Source organism: Mangrovimonas sp. TPBH4, assembly GCF_001280505.1.
Taxonomy (GTDB): domain Bacteria; phylum Bacteroidota; class Bacteroidia; order Flavobacteriales; family Flavobacteriaceae; genus Mangrovimonas_A.
Genome location: NZ_LBIO01000037.1, coordinates 224,719 through 247,085 on the forward strand (window position 1 = coordinate 224,719; position 22,367 = coordinate 247,085).

Below are 22,367 nucleotides of genomic sequence, written 5' to 3' on the forward strand. Positions count from 1 at the left end.
TTCAAAAGTAATCAATTTTTTGCACATCTTGGACTGAAATTGAGCATTGTTACATCAAAATTGCACTATAACGTTATCGAAATGAAAGTGAAAAAAAGGAATTAGAAAGGGTAGTTGATACCTATGTTATAAACTGCATTTCCAAAATTGTAGTCTTTGAACCAACGCTCGCCTAAATCGTAGGAAGGGTCATAGGTTTTAAATCCTATATCTCCCCTGAGGACGAAAAATTTAAAGTCGTAGCGCAAACCAAAGCCAGTACCTACGGCAATGTCCTTTAGGGAATCAAACCCGCTAAATGTAGCTTTTTCATCATTCACGTTGTCGGCAATGTTCCAAATATTTCCTGCGTCAACGAATACGGCACCGTTGAGGTTCCCCAAAACATTGAAACGCTCTTCGAGGCTCAGGGTTATTTTCATGTTGGCTTCGTTGAATTCGTTGATGGACTGTGAGCTTCCAGGCCCCAAGTTGTAGGCTGTCCACGCTCTAATATCGTTAGGACCTCCGGCAAAGAAACTCTTGGAGAAAGGAATGCTGTTGGAGTTGCCATAGGGAATGGCCATGCCTAAATAACTGCGTACAGCCACAATGTTCTTTTTGCCTATGTCCCAATATTTCACGTAATCGAGTTCTCCTTTGACGTACTGCGAGAAGGCTACTCCAAATATTTCGTATTGATCATTTGCATTTTTTTCAGAACCAGTCCATTTAGAGAATGTATTAAGGAGCGGGCCTGCAAGTTCAAACTTAAAGCGGAAAATGGAAAAATCATTGTCAAAGAAGCTTTCCTTTTTATCCAAAATATAGCTGAAATTGGATGCCAATATTAAGTTGTTTTCGGTCAAACGGTCTTTACGCTCATTAATGGCAGAAACGGTTTCAAAATCATCGTCACTAGGTGTCAAGGAGGTGTTGCCGCTTAAAACATCATTGATGAACTGATCTGTCTGGTCGGGATAATTCAAATCTTCACCGTTATTGTAATCGATGCTTCCGGCAATATCGTTAAGGGTGTTATAGGAGTTTTGATAAACTCCAAAGTAATTGTTAGGATTAAGGTTTTTTACAAATTGCAGATTGAAGAAATCCAGGCTGTTGGTAGTTCTTTTAGAAGGATTCCATTGGTAATTTAAGGCGCCATTCAGGGTTTGTTTGTCCAAACCAATATTTCTTTGGGTAGTGGCTCCTACCGAAATACGGGTGCTTGGCGACATGTATTTTGGAATGATTTTATTGGTTCTGATTGGGAAAAATATACGTGGAATAACGAGTTTGATATTTCCGCCCGCTTCATTAATGTCAAAAAATTGATCCTGTGAAACAGAGGCGTCTTTGGAGGAGCCTATAGATCCTAAGGCTGAAACCTCTAGCCTTTCTGCTCCTCGAAATACATTTCTAATAACCAATCCTCCAGTAAATGATAAGCCAATGGTTTGGATATTACTTTGGCTGATATTAAAGTCATACCAAAGGTCATATTTTTTCTTTGGAGATAAATAAATATTGGCGGTAAGAGTGGTGTCTTGAGGGTTTTCAACGTATTCAATATTAGGATATCGAAATACTTGTAAATCCGTTAAATATCGGTAGGTTCGTGTTCTGTCCAAATCTCTAAAAAGCTCACCCTTTGAAATGAAAATAGCATCTGTTAGGGCTCTAGGCCTGTACCTCAATTTACCGTAGCTGTACAATTTATAGCCTTTGTATTCAACTGAATCCAATGTGGCGGTTTCCTTGTTTTCATAGGTGTGATCCGTATAAATATTGACCTCCTTTATTCTATAGATTTTAAACGGAACTCTAGAAATGGAATCTTCATATCTAATACTTCTATTTTTTATGATGAGGTCCGTGAAAACTTTTTTTGTGGAACCAATGGTATCGATGTCAAAAGAGATGTAATCCTGACCAAAATGAAAGAGCCCAGAATTTCTAAAGGCAGTGGTTAGTCGTTCTCTTTCTTTGGTGAAATTGGTTTCTTTGTACTGTTGGCTAGACTTTATCAGCGATTCCTTTTTTAGGTTTTGATATAAGGAATCTACAACGGGCGAGGCAATTTTTTCTGAAATGCTATCTAGAATATACGGCTGTCCTGTTTCAACAAAATAGGTCACACTTGCACGTCTGTTTTTTGCTTCTGAAATGCTGTAGGATGTCTGCACATCAAACCATCCGTTACTAATAAAATAACGGCTTAGGTTGGTTGTCGTTTTTTCGGTTTTGGGTATATCTACAATTACGGGCGCTTCACCTGTTTTCTTTAGCCATGCATTAAAAGCTAATCGGGATTGCACATCTTTGTCCAACTGTTTTCTGGAAAGCAATCTGGTTTTCCAGGCTAGCTTTTTGGGATTGTTATAGATTTTGTCCTTTAGAATAGAATCCAAGTTTGGCCTTGCCAAATTATAAATTTGCAAGCGCAAAGGGTAGCCTAAAAGTTTTCCGTTGGGTTTTTGGTAGTAGGAGTTGTTTATGGCCTCGGTGTTTACCTTTTTGCCATTTACCATCGTGGTATTTCCTGAAAGAAGATATTGATCCTCGCCAACACGCTTCATCACATTACAGGATGTTAGTAGGTAAGCGATGGAAAAGAAAACCAATATATATTTAAAAGTTTGCTTCAAACAGAAATAGTAATAAGGTCAAATTTATGGCATTGTTGTAGTAGCATATCAAAAATTACTCCAAAAAAGCATTACTTTGTACGGTAGTTACAACGATAACAAAAGTAAAGACATTTTAATGTTAACAAAGAACCAAATAAAATTAATTACAAGTTTAGCACAAAAAAAGAACCGCACTAAGGAAGGTTTGTTTGTGGTAGAGGGGATCAAAGGGATTGGAGAGTTTTTAAATTCCCGTTTCCAACTCTTTAAGTTGTATACTACGGGAACAGGTTTTGGTATTGCTTCGGAGCAGGTAGTATCTATTTCCGAACAAGAATTGAAAAAAATTAGTGGGTTAAAAACGCCTAACACGGCCTTGGCTTTATTTAAAATTCCAGAGTCTCAATCCGTTAAGGAGGAAGGTTTAATTGTAGCACTTGATGATTTGAGGGATCCGGGGAATCTTGGCACGATCATTCGCTTATGCGATTGGTTTGGCATTCGCGATTTGGTGTGTAGTTCGGCTACGGTAGACTGTTACAATTCCAAGGTGGTACAGGCTACTATGGGTTCTTTGACCAGGGTGAACATTACGTATTTGGATTTACCTTCTTTTTTGAAAAACATACAAACAGAAATGTTTGGGACCTTTATGGATGGCGATAGTGTTTATGAGCAAAACTTGCCAAACAAAGGCGTTTTGGTAATGGGAAATGAGGCTAACGGCATTTCTTCTGAAGTTGAGCAAATTGTCCAAACCAAAATCAGTATTCCGCGCTATGGTAATTTGCAAGCTACCGAAAGCTTAAATGTGGCTACGGCAACCGCTATCTTCCTAAGCGAATTTAGAAGAGGAAAACATTAAAGAGTTTACTTTTCTATTGAAATGTGAAATTAACAAACACCCCTCTGGTTTTCATGGTGTGTACATTCCCTGTCCAAGGGCTGTTAGGGTCTCTATCCTGAATGATTTCGTTGTTGAGGGCAAATACACCTCTAATAGACGGCGTGAACTTAAACCAATAAAGGTAAAAATCCACTCCAAACCCTAGTTCGTAAAAGAACATGTTTCGTTCCGATCTAAATTCCCCAACAGAGTTGTCGTCTGGGTTTTCCTGATTACTGGAAAGGTTAATGGCCGTAGAGAAACCACCAACGATAAAAGGTTTAAAGTTATTGATACGTTTGGTGGAAAATTTGAGTAGCAAAGGAAAGTGCACATAGGTGGATTTTACTTCGCGAAGCAAATCCGAATCATTGTAATCCATCCCTTGGAAATAACTCGGGTCATATTGTAGATTACGTTGTGTAATGTACAATCCTGGCTCAAAACGCAGGTTTAAATATTCGGCAAGGCGCAAATCTGAGATCAAACCTACATTAAACCCCACGGTATTGTCTACTAATATATCCTTTAAATCTTCCTCGTAGTTAAATTGATAATCGTAACTGTTGAACCCCAAAAAGAACCCCCAGCTAAGGCGCTGCTTGTCAAAATTTTCATTGTTCTTTATTTTTTCCTTTGTGAATAATTGGGCAGACGCCGCTTGGCTTAACAGGAACAAAGAGAGAATAAAAACTACTTTTTTCATTGAAGATTTAATTTACAATCAAAGGGTTCAAAAGGTGTAACATTACTTTTTGGAAGCGGTATAAATGGTAGCCGCCCCAAATGTTTGGGGTTTGTTACTGACATCTATAAACCCAATTTTACGCAAAATATTGTTTAAGGCTTCCCCGTAAGGAAAAACCGAGGCAGATTCGCTTAAATAGGCATACGCCGATTGGTCTTTTGAAAAGACCCTGCCAATAGTTGGTAAGATATATTTGGTATAAAATTTATAGCCTTGTTTAAAAGGTGTTTTGGTAGGAACGGAAGTCTCCAAAATCACAAAAACGCCATTGGGCTTAAGGACTCTCAAAATTTCAGAAAGGCCTTGTTCCAAGTTTTCAAAATTGCGAACCCCGAAAGCTACGGTTATGGCGTCAAATGTATTGTCTTGGAAAGGCAGACTTTCAGAATCACCAAGCACCATTGAAATGGTATCGTCCAAATTTTTGGCGGCCACTTTTTTGCGCCCCACCTCAAGCATACCGTCGCTTATATCCAATCCAATAATTTCCTTGGCGCCAGATTTAGTCAGTGTAATTGCTAAATCTCCAGTACCTGTTGCAATGTCCAAAACTTTAGTAGGCTGCTTTTTGGTAACAATATCTACAACTTTATTTCGCCATTTTATATCAATACCAAAGGAAATCACACGGTTAAGTCCGTCATATTCTTTAGAAATCGTATCAAACATTTTAGTTACCTGCTGCTTTTTGTTCAGGTCACTGTCTTTATATGGCTTCACTTTTGTGGACATTCAATCTTATTTTTGGCAAAACTACATAAATTTTCATGGCAAAAGGGCCTTAGCCAACTTAAAAATAGATGGACTTGAAAGTTTTAAATATGTTGATGTGAATTAGTTATAGGATAGAATGGCTTCTGTAACATGTGTTTAAGGTTCAATACCTTCTTAAAAAGGCTTCGAATATAAAATTATGCTATATTTGTTTTGCTTTTTTGAATGCTTTTAAGTTCCCCTAAGGGAGCAAATTAACAACCAATGGATCATTTTTAAATGTTATGAGCATTCTTGCAAGGATCTCAAGCTATATTGAACAACTAAAAGTAAACAGATGAAAATAATTATTGCTGGAGCAGGTGAAGTTGGGTTTCATTTGGCAAAATTATTATCCTACGAATCACAAGAAATTACCCTTATAGATACGGACAAAGAAAGTTTGGCATATGCCAATAGCCACTTGGATATTAGGGTGATTAGGGGAGATGCTACATCCATTGCAATTTTAAAGGATGCCAGGATAAAAACGGCAGAGTTGTTCATAGCTGTAACTTCTTCTGAGACCACCAATATTACGGCCAGTGTTTTGGCTAAACAATTGGGGGCAGAACGGACCATAGCCAGAATTGCTAATTCTGAATTTCTGGAGCAGAAGGATGAAGTAGGTTTTACCAAGTTTGGTATAGATGAGTTGATTTCGCCCGAAGACCTTGCAGCTTCAGAAATTGGGTTGTTGCTCAATCAATATGCGTTTAACGACAGTTATGAATTTGAGGATGGCGCTTTAACTATGTTAAGTTTAAGGTTGTCCAGAAACGCCGCCTTTGTTGATAAAACGGTAAAGGAAGCCGCCGAAGTATTATCAGAAATCCATTTTGTGCCTATAGCCATTCAGCGCTATGGAACCCAATATACTATCATTCCAAGAGGAGATACATTGTTCAAAGAAGGGGATAAGGTGGTATTTATTACGTCTACGGGAGGAGATGAGGAACTATTTGAGCTTTCCGGAAAAGTTAAGATTGATGTAAGGGATGTTATGATTCTTGGGGGAAGTAAAATTGGATACAAAACGGCAAAGGATCTCTGTGCGAGTAAATTCAATGTAAAACTTATTGAAAAGGACAAAAATATAGCCTTTGAGTTGGCCGATGAATTGCCAAACGCCTTAATTATTAATGGAGATGGTAGGAATGTTGAACTTTTGGAAGAGGAGAACATTGATAGCCAAGATGCCTTTATTTCGGTAACGGGAAATTCAGAAACCAATATCATGTCCTGTTTGGTGGCCAAGTCCAAAGGAGTTAAAAAAACAATCGCCTTGGTTGAAAATATGGACTATTTTCAGTTGTCACAATCTATAGGAATTGATACTTTGATCAATAAGAAGCTGTTGGCGGCCAATAATATTTTTAGATACATAAGAAAAGGGGAGGTGGTTGCCATGACCAAACTCAACAATATGAATGCGGAATTGTTGGAGTTTGTAGTAAACCAAAGCTCAAAAATATGCGATAAATTGATTAAGGATTTAGATTTTCCACGTTCGGCCATTATTGGTGGTGTTATTCGGGATGGTGAAGGTTTGATTCCTTTAGGGAACTTTAAAATTTCTGCAGGAGATCGAGTAGTGGTATGCTGCTTACCAAGATCTATTGTGGAGGTGGAGAAATTTTTCTTTTAAAGAATAGCTGCAAAAATGAAGAAACTTAACTTTAAAATTATTTTTCACTTCTTCGGGCTATTGCTTTTGTTTAATGGTGGGTTTATGCTCATTTCAGCTCTTGTAAGTTCTTTGTACAGTGAACCCGAAACCTTACAGATATTCATGTCTGGAATCCTTGTGCTTTTGGTTGGGACCTTTTTAATGGTTAGTACCAAAAATCACAGCAAGGAAATGAAGAAACGGGAAGGGTATATTGTCGTAACCTTTGGTTGGATTGTGATGGCCGCTTCTGGAGCTTTACCATATTTGTTGACCAATACCATTCCTACCTTCACAAGTGCTTTTTTTGAAACCATGTCTGGTTATACAACTACAGGGGCAACAATCTTGAATGATATTGAGGTTGTTTCAAAAGGCGTGTTGTTTTGGCGAAGTACTACCCATTGGATTGGTGGTATGGGAATTATTGTTTTGGCAGTTGCCATTTTACCTCTTTTAGGGATAGGAGGTATGCAGTTGTTTGCTGCAGAAGCTCCTGGCCCAAGTGCCGATAAATTACACCCTCGTATTACCGATACTGCGAAACGCTTATGGTTAATTTACTTTGGATATACCGCTGCAGAAACCATTCTTCTTAAGGTGGCTGGAATGTCTTTTTTTGATGCGATTAACCATTCTATGAGTACCTTGTCTACAGGGGGATTTTCGACTAAAAATGCGAGTGTTGCCTATTGGAACGGCCAGCCTTTGATACAATATATCATCATCCTTTTTATGTTTTTGGCGGGAACCAACTTTGTTTTAAGTTATTTTGTGTTCAAAGGAACTGTACAAAAAGCGATACGGGATGAAGAGTTACGGCTTTATTTTAAATTCATTTCTGTATTCACAATTATAGCAGCCATAATTATTTACTTTAGGGCAGATTTGGGAATTTCTTCCATTGATCACCCCATGGTTTGGGGGAGAGCCGAGAGTTCATTTAGACATGCTTTGTTTCAGGTTCTTACTGTGATCACCACTACAGGTTTTATTACTGCCGATTATACCCTTTGGACACCATTTTTACTTGTTTTTTTCTTTGGTCTGATGTTTTTGGGAGGGTCCGCAGGAAGTACTTCTGGAGGTGTTAAAGTGGTAAGGCACCTCATTTTAATTAAAAACGGCTTTTTGGAATTTAAAAGATCTTTGCATCCCAATGCAATATTGCCCGTAAGGTATAATACCAAATCCATTCAGGGGGATATTGTTTTTAATATTTTGGGCTTCTTTATTCTTTACATGCTTGCTTTTATTGTTGGCGGCCTTGGCTTTTCTATGTTTAAATTGGATTTTGAATCGTCTATTGGTTTAGCGGCTTCCAGTTTAGGAAATATTGGGCCTGCACTAGGGAAATTTGGTCCTGTAAACAATTATGCCGCTTTGCCAATGTTAGGGCAATGGTGGGCTTCCTTTTTAATGCTTTTAGGTAGATTAGAACTGTTTACAGTGCTTATCCTTTTAACGCCTTTCTTTTGGAGGAATAGATAATCTGGATTGTAATATAGAATAATTTTTTGTTCTTTATTTTAGATAGAAGCTTGAGAATTAATTGAGTGTGTAACAAAAATTATTTTTTTGCGTCATATGATATGTAACCAATTAATCAAATATCATGAAAGCATTAAAAATTACACAAGATTTGGAACCGTTTCCCTTTTGGGTAAAAGAAAATAACTTAGGTTTGTTGAATTCTGAGTACAAACAAAGTGCTAGAACCAATTTCAGTCAATATTCTTATAATAAGCTATTCAGTTGTAGAAGTCGTATAGAAACGAGATTGTTTGTTAAGACTTCGGATACTGCAACGATATTAAGGGTAATCCTCTTTTTTCTCGTATTTATTTTTCTTTTTAATTAGGAATTCCATTTTCTTTTTGAACAGAATTCCTCTTGAGCCAACTTAGTATACTAGGTATTGGCTGTAGATTTCTTTTTTCAACATTTAAAATTTTTAGAAATGGCATTAGGTGGGTATATGCATAACGTAATTAAATACAATCAAAGTTTACGATTGGATAAGTCTAAACATTTCAAAAAAACTCTTGGTGGTTATAATTTGAAAAGCGAAAATGAAAAGGTTACTTATGAAAAACCATCTAAAGTGTATTTAAAGCGATTAAAAAGAAAGCTGAAGAGAGAGCAGGAACTTAGGGAATTTAAAATAGGAATGGTTTTTATTGTTGGCTTTACTTTAATGTGTTCCTTGTTTGTGTATTTTATGTTCTAAAAAAAAGCATCCATAACTTTAAAAGTACGGATGCTCTATATTAATTTCAGAAATAATTTTGGTTTTAGCTTAAAGCAGCTTTAATTCGCTTAAGTGCTTCAACAATTTGTTCTTGAGAGGCTGCGTAAGAAATTCTAATGCAATCTGCATTTCCAAAGGCTTCACCTGTAACCGTTGCTACGTGTGCTTCTTCAAGTAAGTACAGGGAGAAATCTGTAGCATTGTTGATGGTTTTTCCTCTTAATGTTTTTCCAAAGTAGTAAGATACGTTAGGGAATACATAAAAAGCACCTTCAGGTACATTGGTTTTAAAACCTTCAATATCGTTAAGAAGATCTAAGATGAGGTCTCTTCTTACCTTGAATTCATCAACCATATATTGAATACGATCTGGCGATTCGTTTAAGGCCGTAATGGTTGCTCTTTGTGCAATACAGTTGGTTCCAGAAGTGATTTGCCCCTGCATTTTAGTACAGGCTTTGGCAATCCATTCAGGAGCTCCGATGTACCCAATTCTCCATCCCGTCATGGCGAATGCCTTGGCAACACCGTTCACGGTGATGGTACGATCGTACATACTTGGTATAGCCGCAAAACTAAAGTTTTTGGCCCCGTAGTTAATATGTTCGTAAATCTCATCCGAAAGGATGAAAATATCGGGGTATTTCTCCAACACCTCGGCTAAAGCACGGTATTCGGTTTCGCTGTAGATAGTGCCACTAGGGTTGTTTGGAGAGTTGAAAAATATCATCTTGGTTTTAGGAGTAATGGCTTCTTCCAATTGCTGAGGTGTGATTTTAAAATCGTTCTCAATGGAAGAAGGAATCTCCTTAAACGTGGCTTCGCATAAGGTTGTAATCGCAGAATAACTTACCCAATAAGGTGCGGGTAAAAGCACTTCATCTCCAGGGTTAAGCAATACTTGCGCTACATTGGCAATAGACTGTTTGGCTCCTGTAGACACAACAATTTGGCTAGGTTTGTAATCTAGATTGTTATCTCTTTTGAACTTTAGGATAATGGCATCTTTTAATTCGGCATAACCGTCTACCGGTGAATACGAATTATAGTTGTCATTAATAGCTTGTATAGCCGCATCCTTGATGAAATCCGGTGTGTTGAAATCTGGTTCTCCCAAGCTCAAACCTATAATGTCGATTCCTTGGGTTTTTAATTCTCTAGCCTTGGCTGCCATGGCCAAGGTGGCGGAGGTTGGCAGACTGTTGATTCTGTCTGAAAGAAGGTTTTTCATGTAAAAAATCTGATTATGCTTGTAGAGCAGGCTTCATTCCCATTTCCTTTAAAAACCTGAAGTGGGCGATTATTGCTTTTCGTGTAGATTTATATTCGTTATAAGGTAAATTAAATTCTTTGGCGGTTTCCTTCACAATTTTTGAAATGTTGAAATAGTGCACATGGCTAATGTGAGGGAAAATATGGTGCTCAACCTGGTGGTTAAGTCCTCCGGTAAACCAGTTAACAAGCTTGTTGGTTCTTCCAAAATTAACGGTGGTTTTCAACTGGTGGATGGCCCAAGTGTTTTTCATGGTACCACCTTCTTCTGGAAGTGGCATTTCGGCTTCGTCCATAACGTGCGCCAACTGGAATACAACACTAAGGATAAGTCCCGCTACATAGTGCATTACAAAGAACCCTAAAAGGATCTTCCACCAAGCGATATCTAAAATCAGCATTGGAATAACAATCCAAATACACATATAGATTATTTTTGAAATCACCAATTTACTCCAGTTCCAAACAGGGTTTGGGAATTTTCCATAGGACAGTTTACGTTTCATGTAACGTTTCATTTGCATCCAATCAGTAGTGATGGCCCAATTAAGGGTTAGCAAACCATATAGAAAAATAGAATAATAATGTTGAAACTTATGGTAACGTTTCCATTTGGTATGCTTTGAAAATCGCAAAATACGGCCAGCGTCCAAATCTTCATCATGTCCGTGAATATTGGTATAGGTATGGTGCAATACATTATGTTGCACTTGCCAATTGTATACGTTTCCTGCCAAGATATAAATACTGCTCCCCATTAAACGGTTGATCCATTCTTTATTTGAAAAGGCGCCATGGTTACCATCGTGCATAACGTTCATACCAACACCTGCCATTCCAATTCCCATGATAACAGTAAATAGCAATTGTAACCAACCAGGGATGTCTAAAGTTAACAGTAAAAAATAGGGGGTTAAAAAGATGGCAAACATCACCACGGTTTTTACCCAAATTTTCCAATTACCGGTACGCTTGATGTTATTTTCTTTAAAATAGTCGTTAACACGTTTATTTAAAGTTCTAAAAAACTTGGCTGAATCGGTTCTGGAAAATGATAAAGTTTGCTTTGTCATAAGGTATAAAATTCAATAATACACTAGCAAAAATGAATAGTGTATGAAAATGCAAATATAATTAATAAACGGCTTGAAAGGGTTATGAAAATCTTAAAAATTATCCACACAAAAATGTCTACTTTTGTAGAAAATTTTGATAGATGGAGCTTATTAAGTATTATTTTCCAGACTTGACCAAGCAGCAGTTGGAGCAGTTTGAAAAGCTGGAATCCCTATACCAGGATTGGAACCTTAAAATTAATGTGGTTTCCCGAAAGGATATTGATGAATTGTATTTACGCCATGTGCTGCACTCGTTGGGAATTGCCAAGGTGATGCAGTACCAGCCTGGGGCCAATGTTTTGGATGTAGGTACCGGAGGTGGATTTCCCGGAATTCCATTGGCCATTATGTTTCCCGAAACCAAGTTTCATTTGGTGGATAGTATTGCTAAAAAATTGAAGGTAGTAAATGAAGTGGTAGAAGGCTTGGGGATTACCAATGTGAAAACGACACATAGTCGTGTAGAAGAGATTGATGAGCAATTTGATTTTATTGTAAGCCGTGCTGTGGCAATCATGCCAACATTTGTGCATTGGGTAAAAGGGAAGATTGCTAAAGCGCAAAACCATGAGCTCAAAAATGGAATTTTATACTTAAAGGGAGGTGATTTAAGTGAAGAATTGGAAAGTTATAAAACGGCCACTATTTATAATTTGAGTGAATTTTACAAAGAAGATTTTTTTGAAACCAAAAAAGTGGTGCACTTGCCATTGAAGTATAAAGGCTGATTCGTCAAGATTTAGAACATAAAAAAAACCAGAGCAGTGCTCTGGTTTTTTTGTTTGAATTGAAGCTAAATTATTAGTCCTCAATTACAATGCTTTCTCCTATTTCAGCACCAACAGCATTTAATACTTTACCGTCAGCATCCGTTACGAAAACTGCTAAATGAATATTTGAACTGTCAGCAATATTAGAGTCTAATTCAAAGCTATAACTTTTATTGTATAGGTTTGTTTCAGCGTCTAGATCTGTCGAAGCTAGTTCTTCTCCAAATAATCCAGTTGGTACTTGTCTTAAAACGTTATCATGAACAAAATCCGTTATGTAGTCGGCACCACCGTAATAATCGGTATAGTTTGTTTGTTCATAAATTAAACCGTCTTCAAGAACGTAAACAATTAGTTTGGCCTCTGTAAGTGTATTATCAAGGAGATCTACTGCAACATTAACATTTAGTGAATTGCCGCTCATTTCTGAAGTTAAAGCTAAAGCAGCAGGTGCAACATCTTGAGTAAGCCCAAGAACTTGGTTTACATAATTAGGTTCAGGAGTACTCCATTCTGTTGTGCGGTTTAACATAGCTGTAGGGTAACCACCTAAATCAACGAAGTTCTCCAAGCTACTAGCAGGGTAATTAAATGGGTCTATAGAACTATTATATCTATGGATAGCAGCAACAACTACTTCATCCGTAGCTTCTTCAACAAGTTCAATACCATAAGAAACTCTTGGGCACCATCCACACCAAGTACCAGTAAAATCTTCTATCAAAACTTTAGAAGGATATCCAACCAGAATCGACTTTTGGTTACTTTCTAAGGTTTCGTAAGTTGCAGTAATGATGTCAACTCCACGATTTTCTGTAGTGTAAGAATTACCTGAAATTTCTGTTCCATTAACATAAAAAGTACTTTCAGAAGTTAAATTGTTTCCTTGATTTCCTGTAGCTGTTAAAGTAATTAGCTCCCCAGGGAATGCACTAGATTTATTAGCGCTAATTAGAAGTGACGAAATAGTAACGGAAATATTGTTACTAGTGATATCTCCAAGTTTTGCATTCACAACATAGGTACCTGCTTCGGTAGGGGTGTAAGTGCTTCCTGAGATTACAGTGCCAGAAAAATAGATAGTAGATTGAGATGTAACATCAGAATTGTTGTCGTCAGTTACAGTGAAAGTTAAGGACTGGCCTAGGTTAATGGCATTGTTGTCTACAGAAATGGTGATTGAGGAGGCTTGTCCTCCGTTTCCATCGTCTGAAGAACTACAAGAAAAGAAAGCTGAAGCGACAACCAACAAGAATAATTGTAAGATACGTGTTGTTTTCATAAAGTTATGTTAGGGTTAAATTTTCAAAGTGCCGAATATAAATATTTTAGGAGTAAAAACATATGTTAACTGTTAAATTTTTAAAAAAAAATATCTAGAGGGTCATCTTGTTTAAAAAAAATTAACTTTGCCCTTGAATTTTTCAAAACCCCTATTAAATGAAATCGTTAACAACATTAATTTTTTTAATAGCCTTTAGTCTTTCAAGTAAAGCGCAAGATGTTTTGCCAAACCTTCAATTGGAAAATCTTAAAGGTGATACTGTGGCTTTACAAGACATATCCAAAGATGGTCAATTAGTAGTCGTGTCACTTTGGGCAACTTGGTGTGTGCCATGCAAAAATGAATTGGATGCCATTGGAGAGGTATATCCGGATTGGGTAGATGAAACCAATGTTAAATTATATGCCATTTCGGTGGATGACTCGCGTACTGTGAAACGTGTAAAGCCATTGGTAAATGGTAAGGGATGGGAATTTGAAGTTCTGTTGGATACCAATGGCGATTTAAAGAGACAGTTAAATGCACCTACGATTCCGGTAACTTTATTGGTTAAGGACAATAAAATTGTTTTTAGACATTCTGGTTATGCCCCAGGTAGTGAAGAAGAGCTGTACGAGAAAATTAAAGAGTTTTCTAAATAATATTTAATCCCAATAATTATAATGAAGTATTTTCAATTGGCAGTAGCTTTACTGTTAGGGACTACTTTTGTCCAAGCCCAAGAATACGGACAATTGAGTGGAGGGTTAGAATCCAATTCCCAATACTATGTAGATGATTCCAAAACCGGTGATTTTATGGAGGAGGACCACTTCAGGTCTAACAATTATTTGCGCTTAAATTACACATATAAAAATTGGTTTGGTAATGTGCAGGTGGAGTCTTATGAGCCTCGAGCGCTATTAAATTACTATCCGAAATACGAGGGGACAGACTTAGGGACTTTTTCTTTTGGGTATAAATCCCAAAAGTTAGAGGTAACTATGGGGTATTTCTATGAGCAATTTGGAAGCGGTTTAGTGCTGCGTACTTGGGAAGACCGTCAATTAGGTATTAATAATGCCTTGAGAGGGGGGCGTGTTACTTATAGACCTTTTGATGCAGTTGAAGTTACTGCTTTGTATGGTAGACAACGGGATGGATTTGAGGTTTCAAGAGGTGATGTTTATGGGTTTAATGCAGAATTAGGATTAGGCACATTTTTGAATTTTGAATCAACGGGATTGGATTTTGGTTTTAGTTATGTTGGTCGTTATGAGGAACTAGATATTGAAAACCCAAATTTTGAGCCTATGACCAACACGTTCTCTACAAGATTGGACTTTACCGAAGGTAATTTTTATGCATCCGGGGAGTATGTCTTGAAAGGGGAGGACGTGTACCAAGAATTGGGACGACTGTCTGAAGATACTTATTTTGATGGTAATGCTTTTTTGTTAAATTTAGGCTTTGCTCAATCGGGATTAGGAGTTGACGCTACGTTCAGAAGAATGGAAAATATGACGTTTTATTCTCAGCGTGATCAAGGACAATACGGTAATAACCCATATAATCAAGATGTTGTTAACTATTTGCCGGCCTTGACAAAGCAACATGATTATAGTTTGACAAATATTTATGTGTACCAATCTCAGCCAAAATTAGCTTTCAATCCTCTTACTAAGGCGGGTGAGATTGGAGGTCAAATTGATGTTTATAAAAAGTTTAATAGAGGAACTCTTTTAGGGGGTAAATATGGTACAAAAATAGCATTTAACTATTCCAATTGGTATGGATTGGGCGGAGAGTTTGATGTTGTTGAAAAAACCTATGAGTCGGGTGGTTTTTTCGATTTTGATAAAAAATATTTCAGGGAAGTAAGTTTAGAGGTGCGTAAAAAAATATCCTCTAAATGGTCTACAATTGTAACAGTTGTAGACACTTATTACAATACAAAATATGTTGAGGAGCGTGCGGGCGAGGCCAATGTTTTCGTAGCAGTTGCTGAAGCAACCTATAAATTTGGTTCTGGTAAATCTGTGCGAATCGAAGGGTCTCACTTATGGTCCGATGACAAAGATCATGACAGAGCGAAAAACTGGGCAGGAGGAACTTTAGAATATAATTTCAATTCAAAATTTGCAATTTTTGCTACTGATATATGGAATTATGGAAATCCAGATGAAGATAGACAAATCCATTATTATAATTTTGGAGGTAGTTTTACTAAAGGAGCCACTAGAATTGGAGCTAGTTATGGAAGACAGCGAGGAGGATTGGTGTGTGTAGGTGGTATCTGTAGATATGTGCCGCAGAACACAGGCTTTACCTTAAACATTGCGACAGCTTTTTAAGAAGTTAACATAGATAAACAAAAAAGGAGTGCTTTTAAAGCACTCCTTTTTTGTTTCAGGAAATTCTTTTTATTTAACTATTAGTTTGGTGTTTAGTAATTTTTTGCTGTTGTCATAAACTTGGAGCAAGTAGAGGCCTGAATCCAGCTGTAAATTAAAAGTGTTATGTTCCGTTAAAGAGGTGTTGGTTTGGTATACTTGTTTACCTGTTAGATCAAATATGGCTATTTCTGCATCGTATATTTGTGAAGTGCTTAAAATAGTCAATTGTTTTTTTATTGGATTTTGCGAGAGTTTCACAATGTCAGTTTCATATGAAGGAAGGCTTAAAGTTCCTTCTAGAATTTCGGTGATTGCAAAGGCAACATTTCCTGTACTTAGTGTAACATGGGGCTCATTACTACTTGGAATATAGGTGTTGTCAAATGGAGAGTCCGTTGTTGTTAGGACGGTATACCAATTGCTATCACTAATAGAAAGTGCACTTAGGGTTGGTATAAAACAGAAATATTGCGAATTTAGGTTGTCTACAAACTCAGAAATCAAGTCTATGGATTCGTCCCCAAAGGAATATAGGTCGAATTGACCTCCAGGGGCGCTATCCAGGCCGTCTGAGGTGGTGGGAGATTCTGCAGTAGCTTCATAGTTGTAAACATCAATCCAGGTGCCGAAAATATTAATTTGGCCGACCAAGTCTGTCACTGTTATTGTTTCTGAAGCCAAGGGCGCAAAGTTAATAGCAATGGTTGCTTGAGTTTGTGAGGTGCCAACAATGCCTGTGTCAAAAGTATGGTTGATCAATTCCATTCCCGGTGAACCGGTCATTTCTCCGGTGCCGCTACCGTTAACGATGGCAACATTGCGGGAATTTTGCGGCATTCCCATTGTGTTCAATTCGGTTTGGAAGTCATCTCTAAAATTAGGAGCACCAATTGGTAGTGTTACAGTTGCATCTTGATCCACATTGGAGCCAGATTGCAAATGTCCTAAATAATGGTCTATCAACATTTGTTTCGCGGCAGGGCTGTTCAAAAATCCGTTTACCAAATTTTCGGTTTCCTCGATAGCAGGGTCCCCATTATACAGATAATTGAATAGGTATTGAATGCCCATTGGTACATTGGCGCCTAAGTGAGGTGTATCAAACGAAATGAATAAACGTGTGTCATGATCCATGCTGTTTTGTTCCATATAGCGCAGTGCATATTGACAAACCAAGCCACCCATGCTAGGCCCGATAACCACATTTTGTTCTTCGCCTTCTTTTAAATCGTTTACAGTATCGATAAGTTCTGTTAGGATAAATGCATTTCTTTGAATGAAGTCTGCTCCTCCATTAATTTCAGTGGTATTATCTGAGCTGCTTATATAGGTAGGGAAGTTTAATACAACAATGTCGAAGCCTTCATCGCGTAAGGCATCGGCAAGGTTTTGTACAGGTTCTCCGTAGTCTAGTAGTTCGTACATTAAATCGATAGTTCTGGAATCGTTTGGGTCAAATCCGTCTGCTACGATTATGGGTTTGTCAAAAACACCATCAATATTGTCGTAATATATTTTGTATTCTCCAGTACCTATATGAGCTGTGGTTTCGCCAAAGCCTTGATAGGTTAAAGAGGAATTTATGGAAATTATGTCGCTTTCATCCCCAGGCGTTTGTCCATAAAATAGTAGGGGAATGGTTAGAAAAGAAAAAAGCGTAAAGTAATTTAATTTCATATAAGGTCGATTTACGGTTAATGGAAATTAAAGATACAAATTATATCATTGCGTTGTTATTAGGATTTTGGGAGGGAAAATATAGGGTATAAAAAAACCTCAAAAGTAAATTTTTGAGGTTTTTAATGTATTTAGAAAAGATATCTCTTAGCCTAAGAACGGGTAGCGATAATCTGTAGGTGTGACAAAGGTTTCTTTAATCAACCTTGGAGACACCCAGCGTAATAAGTTTTGGGCACTACCAGCTTTGTCGTTTGTACCAGAAGCTCTTGCTCCTCCAAATGGCTGCTGTCCAACAACGGCACCAGTAGGCTTGTCGTTGATGTAGAAGTTTCCAGCGCTGTTTTGCAATGCTTTCGTAGCTTCTTCAATAGCGTATCTGTCTGTAGAGAGAATGGCGCCTGTAAGGGCATATTCACTTGTTTGGTCTACCAATTTCAGAGTTTCTGAATAAGCCTCTGCATCGTATACGTAAATAGTGATTACTGGGCCAAACAACTCCGTACACATGGTGGTATACTTAGGATTGGTAGTTACAATAACGGTTGGCTCAACAAAGTAACCTTTGGATTTATCATAGTTTCCACCGGCAATGATTTCAGCATCGCTATCAGCTTTGGCGCCATCAATATATTTGGCAAGCTTGTCAAATGATCCTTCGTGAATTACAGCTGTAATAAAGTTGTTCATGTCTTCTGGAGAACCCATTTTGAATGATTTAAGGTCTTCCTGAACATAACCTTTTACTTCCTCCCAGATATTGTTTGGGATGTAGGCTCTTGAGGCAGCACTACATTTTTGTCCTTGGAATTCAAAAGCCCCTCTTACAATAGCAGTGGCCACTTGTTTAGGGTTGGCGGTTTTGTGGGCAACGATAAAGTCTTTTCCTCCTGTTTCACCTACAATTCTAGGATAGGTTTTGTAGTTGTGGATGTTTTCTCCTATTTTCTTCCATAGTTCCTTGAACACAAAAGTAGATCCAGTGAAGTGTAATCCTGAAAAATCTGGACTGGCCATTACAGTATCGGTAATCATTGCAGGATCTCCGAAAACCACGTTGATAACACCTGCAGGAACTCCAGCTTCTCTAAACACGTCCATGATAACTTTTGCTGAATATACCTGACTGTCACTTGGTTTCCAAACTACAACATTTCCCATTAAAGCCATACATGCAGGTAGATTTCCTGCAATGGCGGTAAAGTTGAAAGGAGTTACGGCATAAGTGAAACCTTCCAAAGGACGGTATTCAACTCTGTTCCAGGCGTCACTCGTACTTTCTGGTTGCTCATGGTAGATGTCTGCCATAAACTGTACGTTAAAACGTAAAAAGTCGATCAGCTCACAAGCAGAATCAATCTCTGCTTGGTGAATGGTTTTGGACTGCGCAATCATGGTTGCGGCATTTATCTTGGCCCTGTATGGTCCGGCAATCAATTCGGCGGCTTTTAAAAAGATGCCTGCACGTTGTTCCCATGGAAGTTGAGACCAAGTTTTTCTGGCTTCCAAAGCCGTGGCAATGGCTTCCTCAACATGAGATTGTTCTGCAACATGGTAAGTTCCAACCACGTGTTGGTGGTCGTGTGGAGGGGACATGGTACGTGTGTTACCTGTTTCTACATCTTGTCCGTTAATATATAGTGGTACGTCCACTTTGCTATTGAACATTTCTTTGTAAGCCTTCAATACAGCTTCGCGTTCCGGAGATCCGGGAGCGTAAGATTTTACTGGTTCGTTGATAGCAACTGGTACGTTAAAAAATCCTTTTCCCATGGGTATTCTGTTTATAGGGTTATTGAAAATTTTGAGAGCCAAAGGTACGATTTTTTAGATATTTATGAATGTGGAGGCCTCTTAAAACCATATTAAAAATTGGAGTGATTCCGTGAGTTGAATTCTTGGTATATTTGATGGAGTCAATTGAAAATTAAATGGAAAGTACTGGAATCATTTTAACCTTAGCCTACCCTGAGACCATTGTTATGGTCGCTGAAGAATGGTACTCGCCTTTACTTCGGTTTGTTGGTGTAGGGAAGAAAAATTATGTTAGGGCTGGACATGCTGCTTTGGTCCTGATTGAAATGTCAACCGGTATTTTGGAATACCATGATTTTGGTCGCTATATTACTCCGGAGCCCCACGGTAGGGTTAGGGGGAAGGAAACAGATTTTGAATTGGATTTTCCTCTAAAAGCTAAGATTGTAGATGGTAGCGTTGAAAATTTGCAAGAGTTGTTAGAATTTTTAGCCACTCATCCCAAATTGACACATGGCGAAGGGACAATGTATGCCTCTATTTGTAATAGGGTAAATTATAAAAAGGCTAGGGAGCATATAACAAAAATGCAGAACAAGCACTTTATGCGGTATGCAGCTTTTTTAAAAAACGCTACCAATTGCGCCCGGTTTGTTGCAGATGCTCTTATTGAAAGTGTTGTAGATGCTTCCTTAAAGAGAAAATTGGAACAGTCCAAAATGTTTACGCCTAGCACCATTGGTAATGTTGTAATTGCCAATACGGGAGCTAAGGTTTATAGGGTAACAGTACAAGGAGAGGTGTCTGTGTTTGCCTCTTCAGTGAGGAGAGAGAATAGGCGGTTGTTCTTAGATAAATTGAATGGGCATCAGCCTAACTTTATTGGTACTTTAAAGCCAAAATTCAATGATCAAAAAAGTGGTCATGCACAATGGTTACCTGGAATTGCGGCCGGAGCATGGTTTGAAATTCATGAATTGGAAAGCGTCCAAGTGTTTAGGTTTCGAAGGATTTCGCCACATGGAAATATTGATGTTGATGGAGTTTATCAAATAGATCAAATAGGATTCGATATCAACGAAAAGTACCAATTTGTACAATATTCAAACTGCCGGTTCTTTCATATCGAGCAACAGGAGCAAATCTTTCGCTTTGAATTTGTGAAGCACTTTAGTTAAGTGCAAACGGTGCACTAAGTTTGAAGGCAGGAATATAGACTTTAAAATTATTGGAGGAAGTAAAGTTTACCATATTGTAGTAGCCCTTCATTGCGCCAAAGGGAGATGTCAAAAGACACCCCGAATTATAGGTGTGGGATTCTCCGGGTTGTAGAACAGGCTTCTTACCAATGACGCCTTCTCCTTCAACAATTTCAACATTGTTAAGGGCGTCATAGATTTTCCAATGCCTTGAATTTAATTGGACGGCATCCTTGCCTTGGTTTTCTATAGTGACTTTATAGCCAAAGGCAAAATGCACTTTATAATTTTTATAAAATGTCCCTTCAAAAGTAGTGTCTACGGAAATCTTTATACCGCTTGTAACTTGTTGTACCATAAAGTATGACTTAAAAAGCTAAAATAATGTATTTTTCTTTTGCTTGGCGAATTTTGGCTTTTCTAGACGTTATTTTTAACATCTATAATGATTTTGAGGCTTATTTTATATTGAAATTATGATTTTCGACAAAGGTTTCCAATTCTTTAAAGAAATTAATAATGTCTTTTTCCTCTAAACTTGAATTGACGGTTACTAATCTTACAAATTCCTGATTTTTAAAAACGCCAAAGCTTACCATTAGCGTTGCATTTTGGTAGAGGGCTGTGCAAAGCCCTTTTGCAGGAATGTCTTTATAGTTGAAGCAAACCGAAATGGAATCCTCAAAGCTGTACAGCTCGTAGTCGGGATGGATGTTTATATAGTTTCTTGCCACATCGGCCAACTGGAATTGTTTGTCAACAAGTCGCTCCAAGCCTTGAGTGCCTATGCTTTTCCAAAGTGTCCAGAATTTTAAGGCATCGTTACGCCTGCCACATTGCAAAGAGATTTTGCCAAGGTTGAATTCGTCCCCATCTGTTTGGTATAAATACTCCGCATCATTTGAAAAGGACAAGTGCAGGTCTTTTGTGTCTTGTGTAACAATAATGGAACAGCTCAAAGGTGTGCCTAACATTTTGTGGGCATTTACACTAAAGGAATTTGTTAGTTCAACCCCATTTACTAGATGTTTGAATTTCTTACTGAAAATTACCGAGCCACAATAGGCGCCATCCAAGTGCAGCCATAGATTGTATCTACTACTAACTTTGTGGATAAGGGGGACATCATCGAAGGCTCCCATGACAGTAGTGCCGGCGGTGCAGTTCACAAAAAACGGATGATTGCCTACTGCAAGGTCTTTTTTGATTTTCATTTCAAGGTCATCTGCCAGCATTTCGCCATGGCTGTTGGTTTTCACCTCTCGTACTTGATTTCGTCCTATTCCCATTAAAGCGGCATTTTTGCTGATGGAATAGTGTGATACTTCTGAGGTGTAAACAATCATTTTGGAATTGATACCTGTATTGCGTGATGTTATATCGTATTTGTCACGGGCCATTACCATGGCCATAAAGTTGCTCATGGATCCTCCGGGGGCAAAAGTGCCATCACTTTGCGGACCGTAGCCTATCATGCTACAGATTTTCTTAAGGATGATTTTTTCTATTCCTATTTGAGGCCCTCCTACCTTATAGGTGTACATGCTATTGTTAAGCATAACGGCTAAAAGGTCTCCTAGGGTTGCTTTACTTATACGGCCACCATATAATTGATTGAAAAAGGCGACCGAAGCCGTTTTTGGCGTGTATTTGATGATTTCTAGAAGTGAAGCCTTAAAGTCTTTGCTTAGTGTTGGTGTATCAGGAAGTTCAAGATCTAAGCTGTCAAATAATTGGTCTGTGTCAATAGGTTTTGCCACAGGTTGACGTTGTTCTTCTTCCAAAAGGATTTCGACCAACTCGTTAAATAGCTTTAAATCTTTCTCCATGAATTGCGTTTTGAAAGCCTGAAAATACAAGCAAGCTTAAAATTATTAAAAAATTAGGTCATAAACCATTGAAATACAGAGAGAGTTTTTTGGTGGGAATTTGAGCTTGGCTAGTTGATGTGTTAAAATACCTCAGTGGTATTATAGTGCACCGAACGTTTATTGAGGGGT

General features: G+C 38.0%; 18 protein-coding genes. 8 read left to right on the top strand and 10 right to left on the bottom strand.

Annotated elements, in window-relative coordinates; translation table 11 throughout:
- Positions 1–101 precede the first annotated feature (101 nt).
- Positions 102–2,558, bottom strand: a complete 2,457-nt coding sequence (locus ZA05_RS02420; protein ID WP_082333648.1) for a BamA/TamA family outer membrane protein — start codon at positions 2,556–2,558, stop codon at positions 102–104.
- Between the two features lie 187 nt (positions 2,559–2,745).
- Here ZA05_RS02420 and ZA05_RS02425 point away from each other — a divergent pair, with 187 nt between their 5' ends.
- Entirely contained in the window at positions 2,746–3,474 is a 729-nt protein-coding gene (locus ZA05_RS02425) for an RNA methyltransferase (RefSeq protein ID WP_053990230.1), read from the top strand.
- 13 nt (positions 3,475–3,487) lie between these two features.
- On the opposite strand, the gene ZA05_RS02430 is transcribed toward ZA05_RS02425, so the two are convergent.
- Positions 3,488–4,201 (bottom strand): porin family protein, encoded by a 714-nt coding sequence (locus ZA05_RS02430; protein ID WP_053990229.1) that lies wholly within the window; start codon positions 4,199–4,201, stop codon positions 3,488–3,490.
- Between the two features lie 42 nt (positions 4,202–4,243).
- The gene (gene ubiE, locus ZA05_RS02435; RefSeq protein WP_053990228.1) at positions 4,244–4,975 is read right to left on the bottom strand and encodes a bifunctional demethylmenaquinone methyltransferase/2-methoxy-6-polyprenyl-1,4-benzoquinol methylase UbiE; all 732 of its coding nucleotides are present in this window, start codon (positions 4,973–4,975) and stop codon (positions 4,244–4,246) included.
- A gap of 319 nt (positions 4,976–5,294) precedes the next feature.
- Here ubiE and trkA point away from each other — a divergent pair, with 319 nt between their 5' ends.
- From trkA to ZA05_RS02455, 3 genes are all read left to right on the top strand, one after another.
- Positions 5,295–6,644: a Trk system potassium transporter TrkA gene (gene trkA / locus ZA05_RS02440; protein WP_053990227.1), complete on the top strand. Its 1,350-nt coding sequence runs from the start codon at positions 5,295–5,297 to the stop codon at positions 6,642–6,644.
- A gap of 15 nt (positions 6,645–6,659) precedes the next feature.
- Positions 6,660–8,156 carry a TrkH family potassium uptake protein gene (locus tag ZA05_RS02445; RefSeq protein WP_053990226.1) on the top strand — a complete coding sequence of 499 codons (1,497 nt, stop codon included), beginning with the start codon at positions 6,660–6,662 and terminating at the stop codon, positions 8,154–8,156.
- 469 nt (positions 8,157–8,625) lie between these two features.
- Positions 8,626–8,895: a hypothetical protein gene (locus ZA05_RS02455; RefSeq protein WP_053990224.1), complete on the top strand. Its 270-nt coding sequence runs from the start codon at positions 8,626–8,628 to the stop codon at positions 8,893–8,895.
- A 64-nt stretch (positions 8,896–8,959) separates the two neighbouring features.
- Here ZA05_RS02455 and ZA05_RS02460 read toward each other — a convergent pair whose 3' ends face one another.
- Entirely contained in the window at positions 8,960–10,147 is a 1,188-nt protein-coding gene (locus ZA05_RS02460; RefSeq protein WP_053990223.1) for a pyridoxal phosphate-dependent aminotransferase, read from the bottom strand.
- 13 nt (positions 10,148–10,160) lie between these two features.
- Positions 10,161–11,261: an acyl-CoA desaturase gene (locus ZA05_RS02465; protein ID WP_053990222.1), complete on the bottom strand. Its 1,101-nt coding sequence runs from the start codon at positions 11,259–11,261 to the stop codon at positions 10,161–10,163.
- Between the two features lie 143 nt (positions 11,262–11,404).
- On the opposite strand from ZA05_RS02465, the gene rsmG reads away from it, so the two are divergent.
- Entirely contained in the window at positions 11,405–12,034 is a 630-nt protein-coding gene (gene rsmG / locus ZA05_RS02470; protein WP_053990221.1) for a 16S rRNA (guanine(527)-N(7))-methyltransferase RsmG, read from the top strand.
- A gap of 73 nt (positions 12,035–12,107) precedes the next feature.
- Here the strand turns inward: rsmG and ZA05_RS02475 are convergent, their stop codons facing one another.
- On the bottom strand, positions 12,108–13,358 hold the full coding sequence (locus tag ZA05_RS02475; protein ID WP_053990220.1) for an Omp28-related outer membrane protein: 1,251 nt from the start codon (positions 13,356–13,358) through the stop codon (positions 12,108–12,110).
- Between the two features lie 158 nt (positions 13,359–13,516).
- Between ZA05_RS02475 and ZA05_RS02480 the strand changes: the two genes are divergently transcribed.
- Together ZA05_RS02480 and ZA05_RS18440 are read left to right on the top strand one after the other, a co-directional pair.
- Positions 13,517–14,002: a TlpA disulfide reductase family protein gene (locus ZA05_RS02480; protein WP_053990219.1), complete on the top strand. Its 486-nt coding sequence runs from the start codon at positions 13,517–13,519 to the stop codon at positions 14,000–14,002.
- A gap of 21 nt (positions 14,003–14,023) precedes the next feature.
- Positions 14,024–15,694 carry a DUF6029 family protein gene (locus ZA05_RS18440; RefSeq protein WP_053990218.1) on the top strand — a complete coding sequence of 557 codons (1,671 nt, stop codon included), beginning with the start codon at positions 14,024–14,026 and terminating at the stop codon, positions 15,692–15,694.
- A 69-nt stretch (positions 15,695–15,763) separates the two neighbouring features.
- On the opposite strand, the gene ZA05_RS02490 is transcribed toward ZA05_RS18440, so the two are convergent.
- Both ZA05_RS02490 and pruA read right to left on the bottom strand, forming a co-directional pair.
- Entirely contained in the window at positions 15,764–17,413 is a 1,650-nt protein-coding gene (locus ZA05_RS02490) for a T9SS type A sorting domain-containing protein (protein ID WP_053990217.1), read from the bottom strand.
- A gap of 147 nt (positions 17,414–17,560) precedes the next feature.
- A complete protein-coding gene (pruA, locus tag ZA05_RS02495) occupies positions 17,561–19,186 on the bottom strand; it encodes an L-glutamate gamma-semialdehyde dehydrogenase (protein WP_053990216.1) in 1,626 nt (541 codons plus the stop codon).
- A gap of 158 nt (positions 19,187–19,344) precedes the next feature.
- On the opposite strand from pruA, the gene ZA05_RS02500 reads away from it, so the two are divergent.
- A complete protein-coding gene (locus ZA05_RS02500; protein WP_053990215.1) occupies positions 19,345–20,346 on the top strand; it encodes a DUF6695 family protein in 1,002 nt (333 codons plus the stop codon).
- Here ZA05_RS02500 and apaG read toward each other — a convergent pair.
- Positions 20,339–20,725 (bottom strand): Co2+/Mg2+ efflux protein ApaG, encoded by a 387-nt coding sequence (gene apaG / locus ZA05_RS02505; RefSeq protein WP_053990214.1) that lies wholly within the window; start codon positions 20,723–20,725, stop codon positions 20,339–20,341. The genes ZA05_RS02500 and apaG overlap by 8 nt on opposite strands.
- A 100-nt stretch (positions 20,726–20,825) precedes the next feature.
- On the bottom strand, positions 20,826–22,196 hold the full coding sequence (locus ZA05_RS02510) for a pyridoxal-dependent decarboxylase (RefSeq protein WP_053990213.1): 1,371 nt from the start codon (positions 22,194–22,196) through the stop codon (positions 20,826–20,828).
- Positions 22,197–22,367 lie beyond the last annotated feature (171 nt).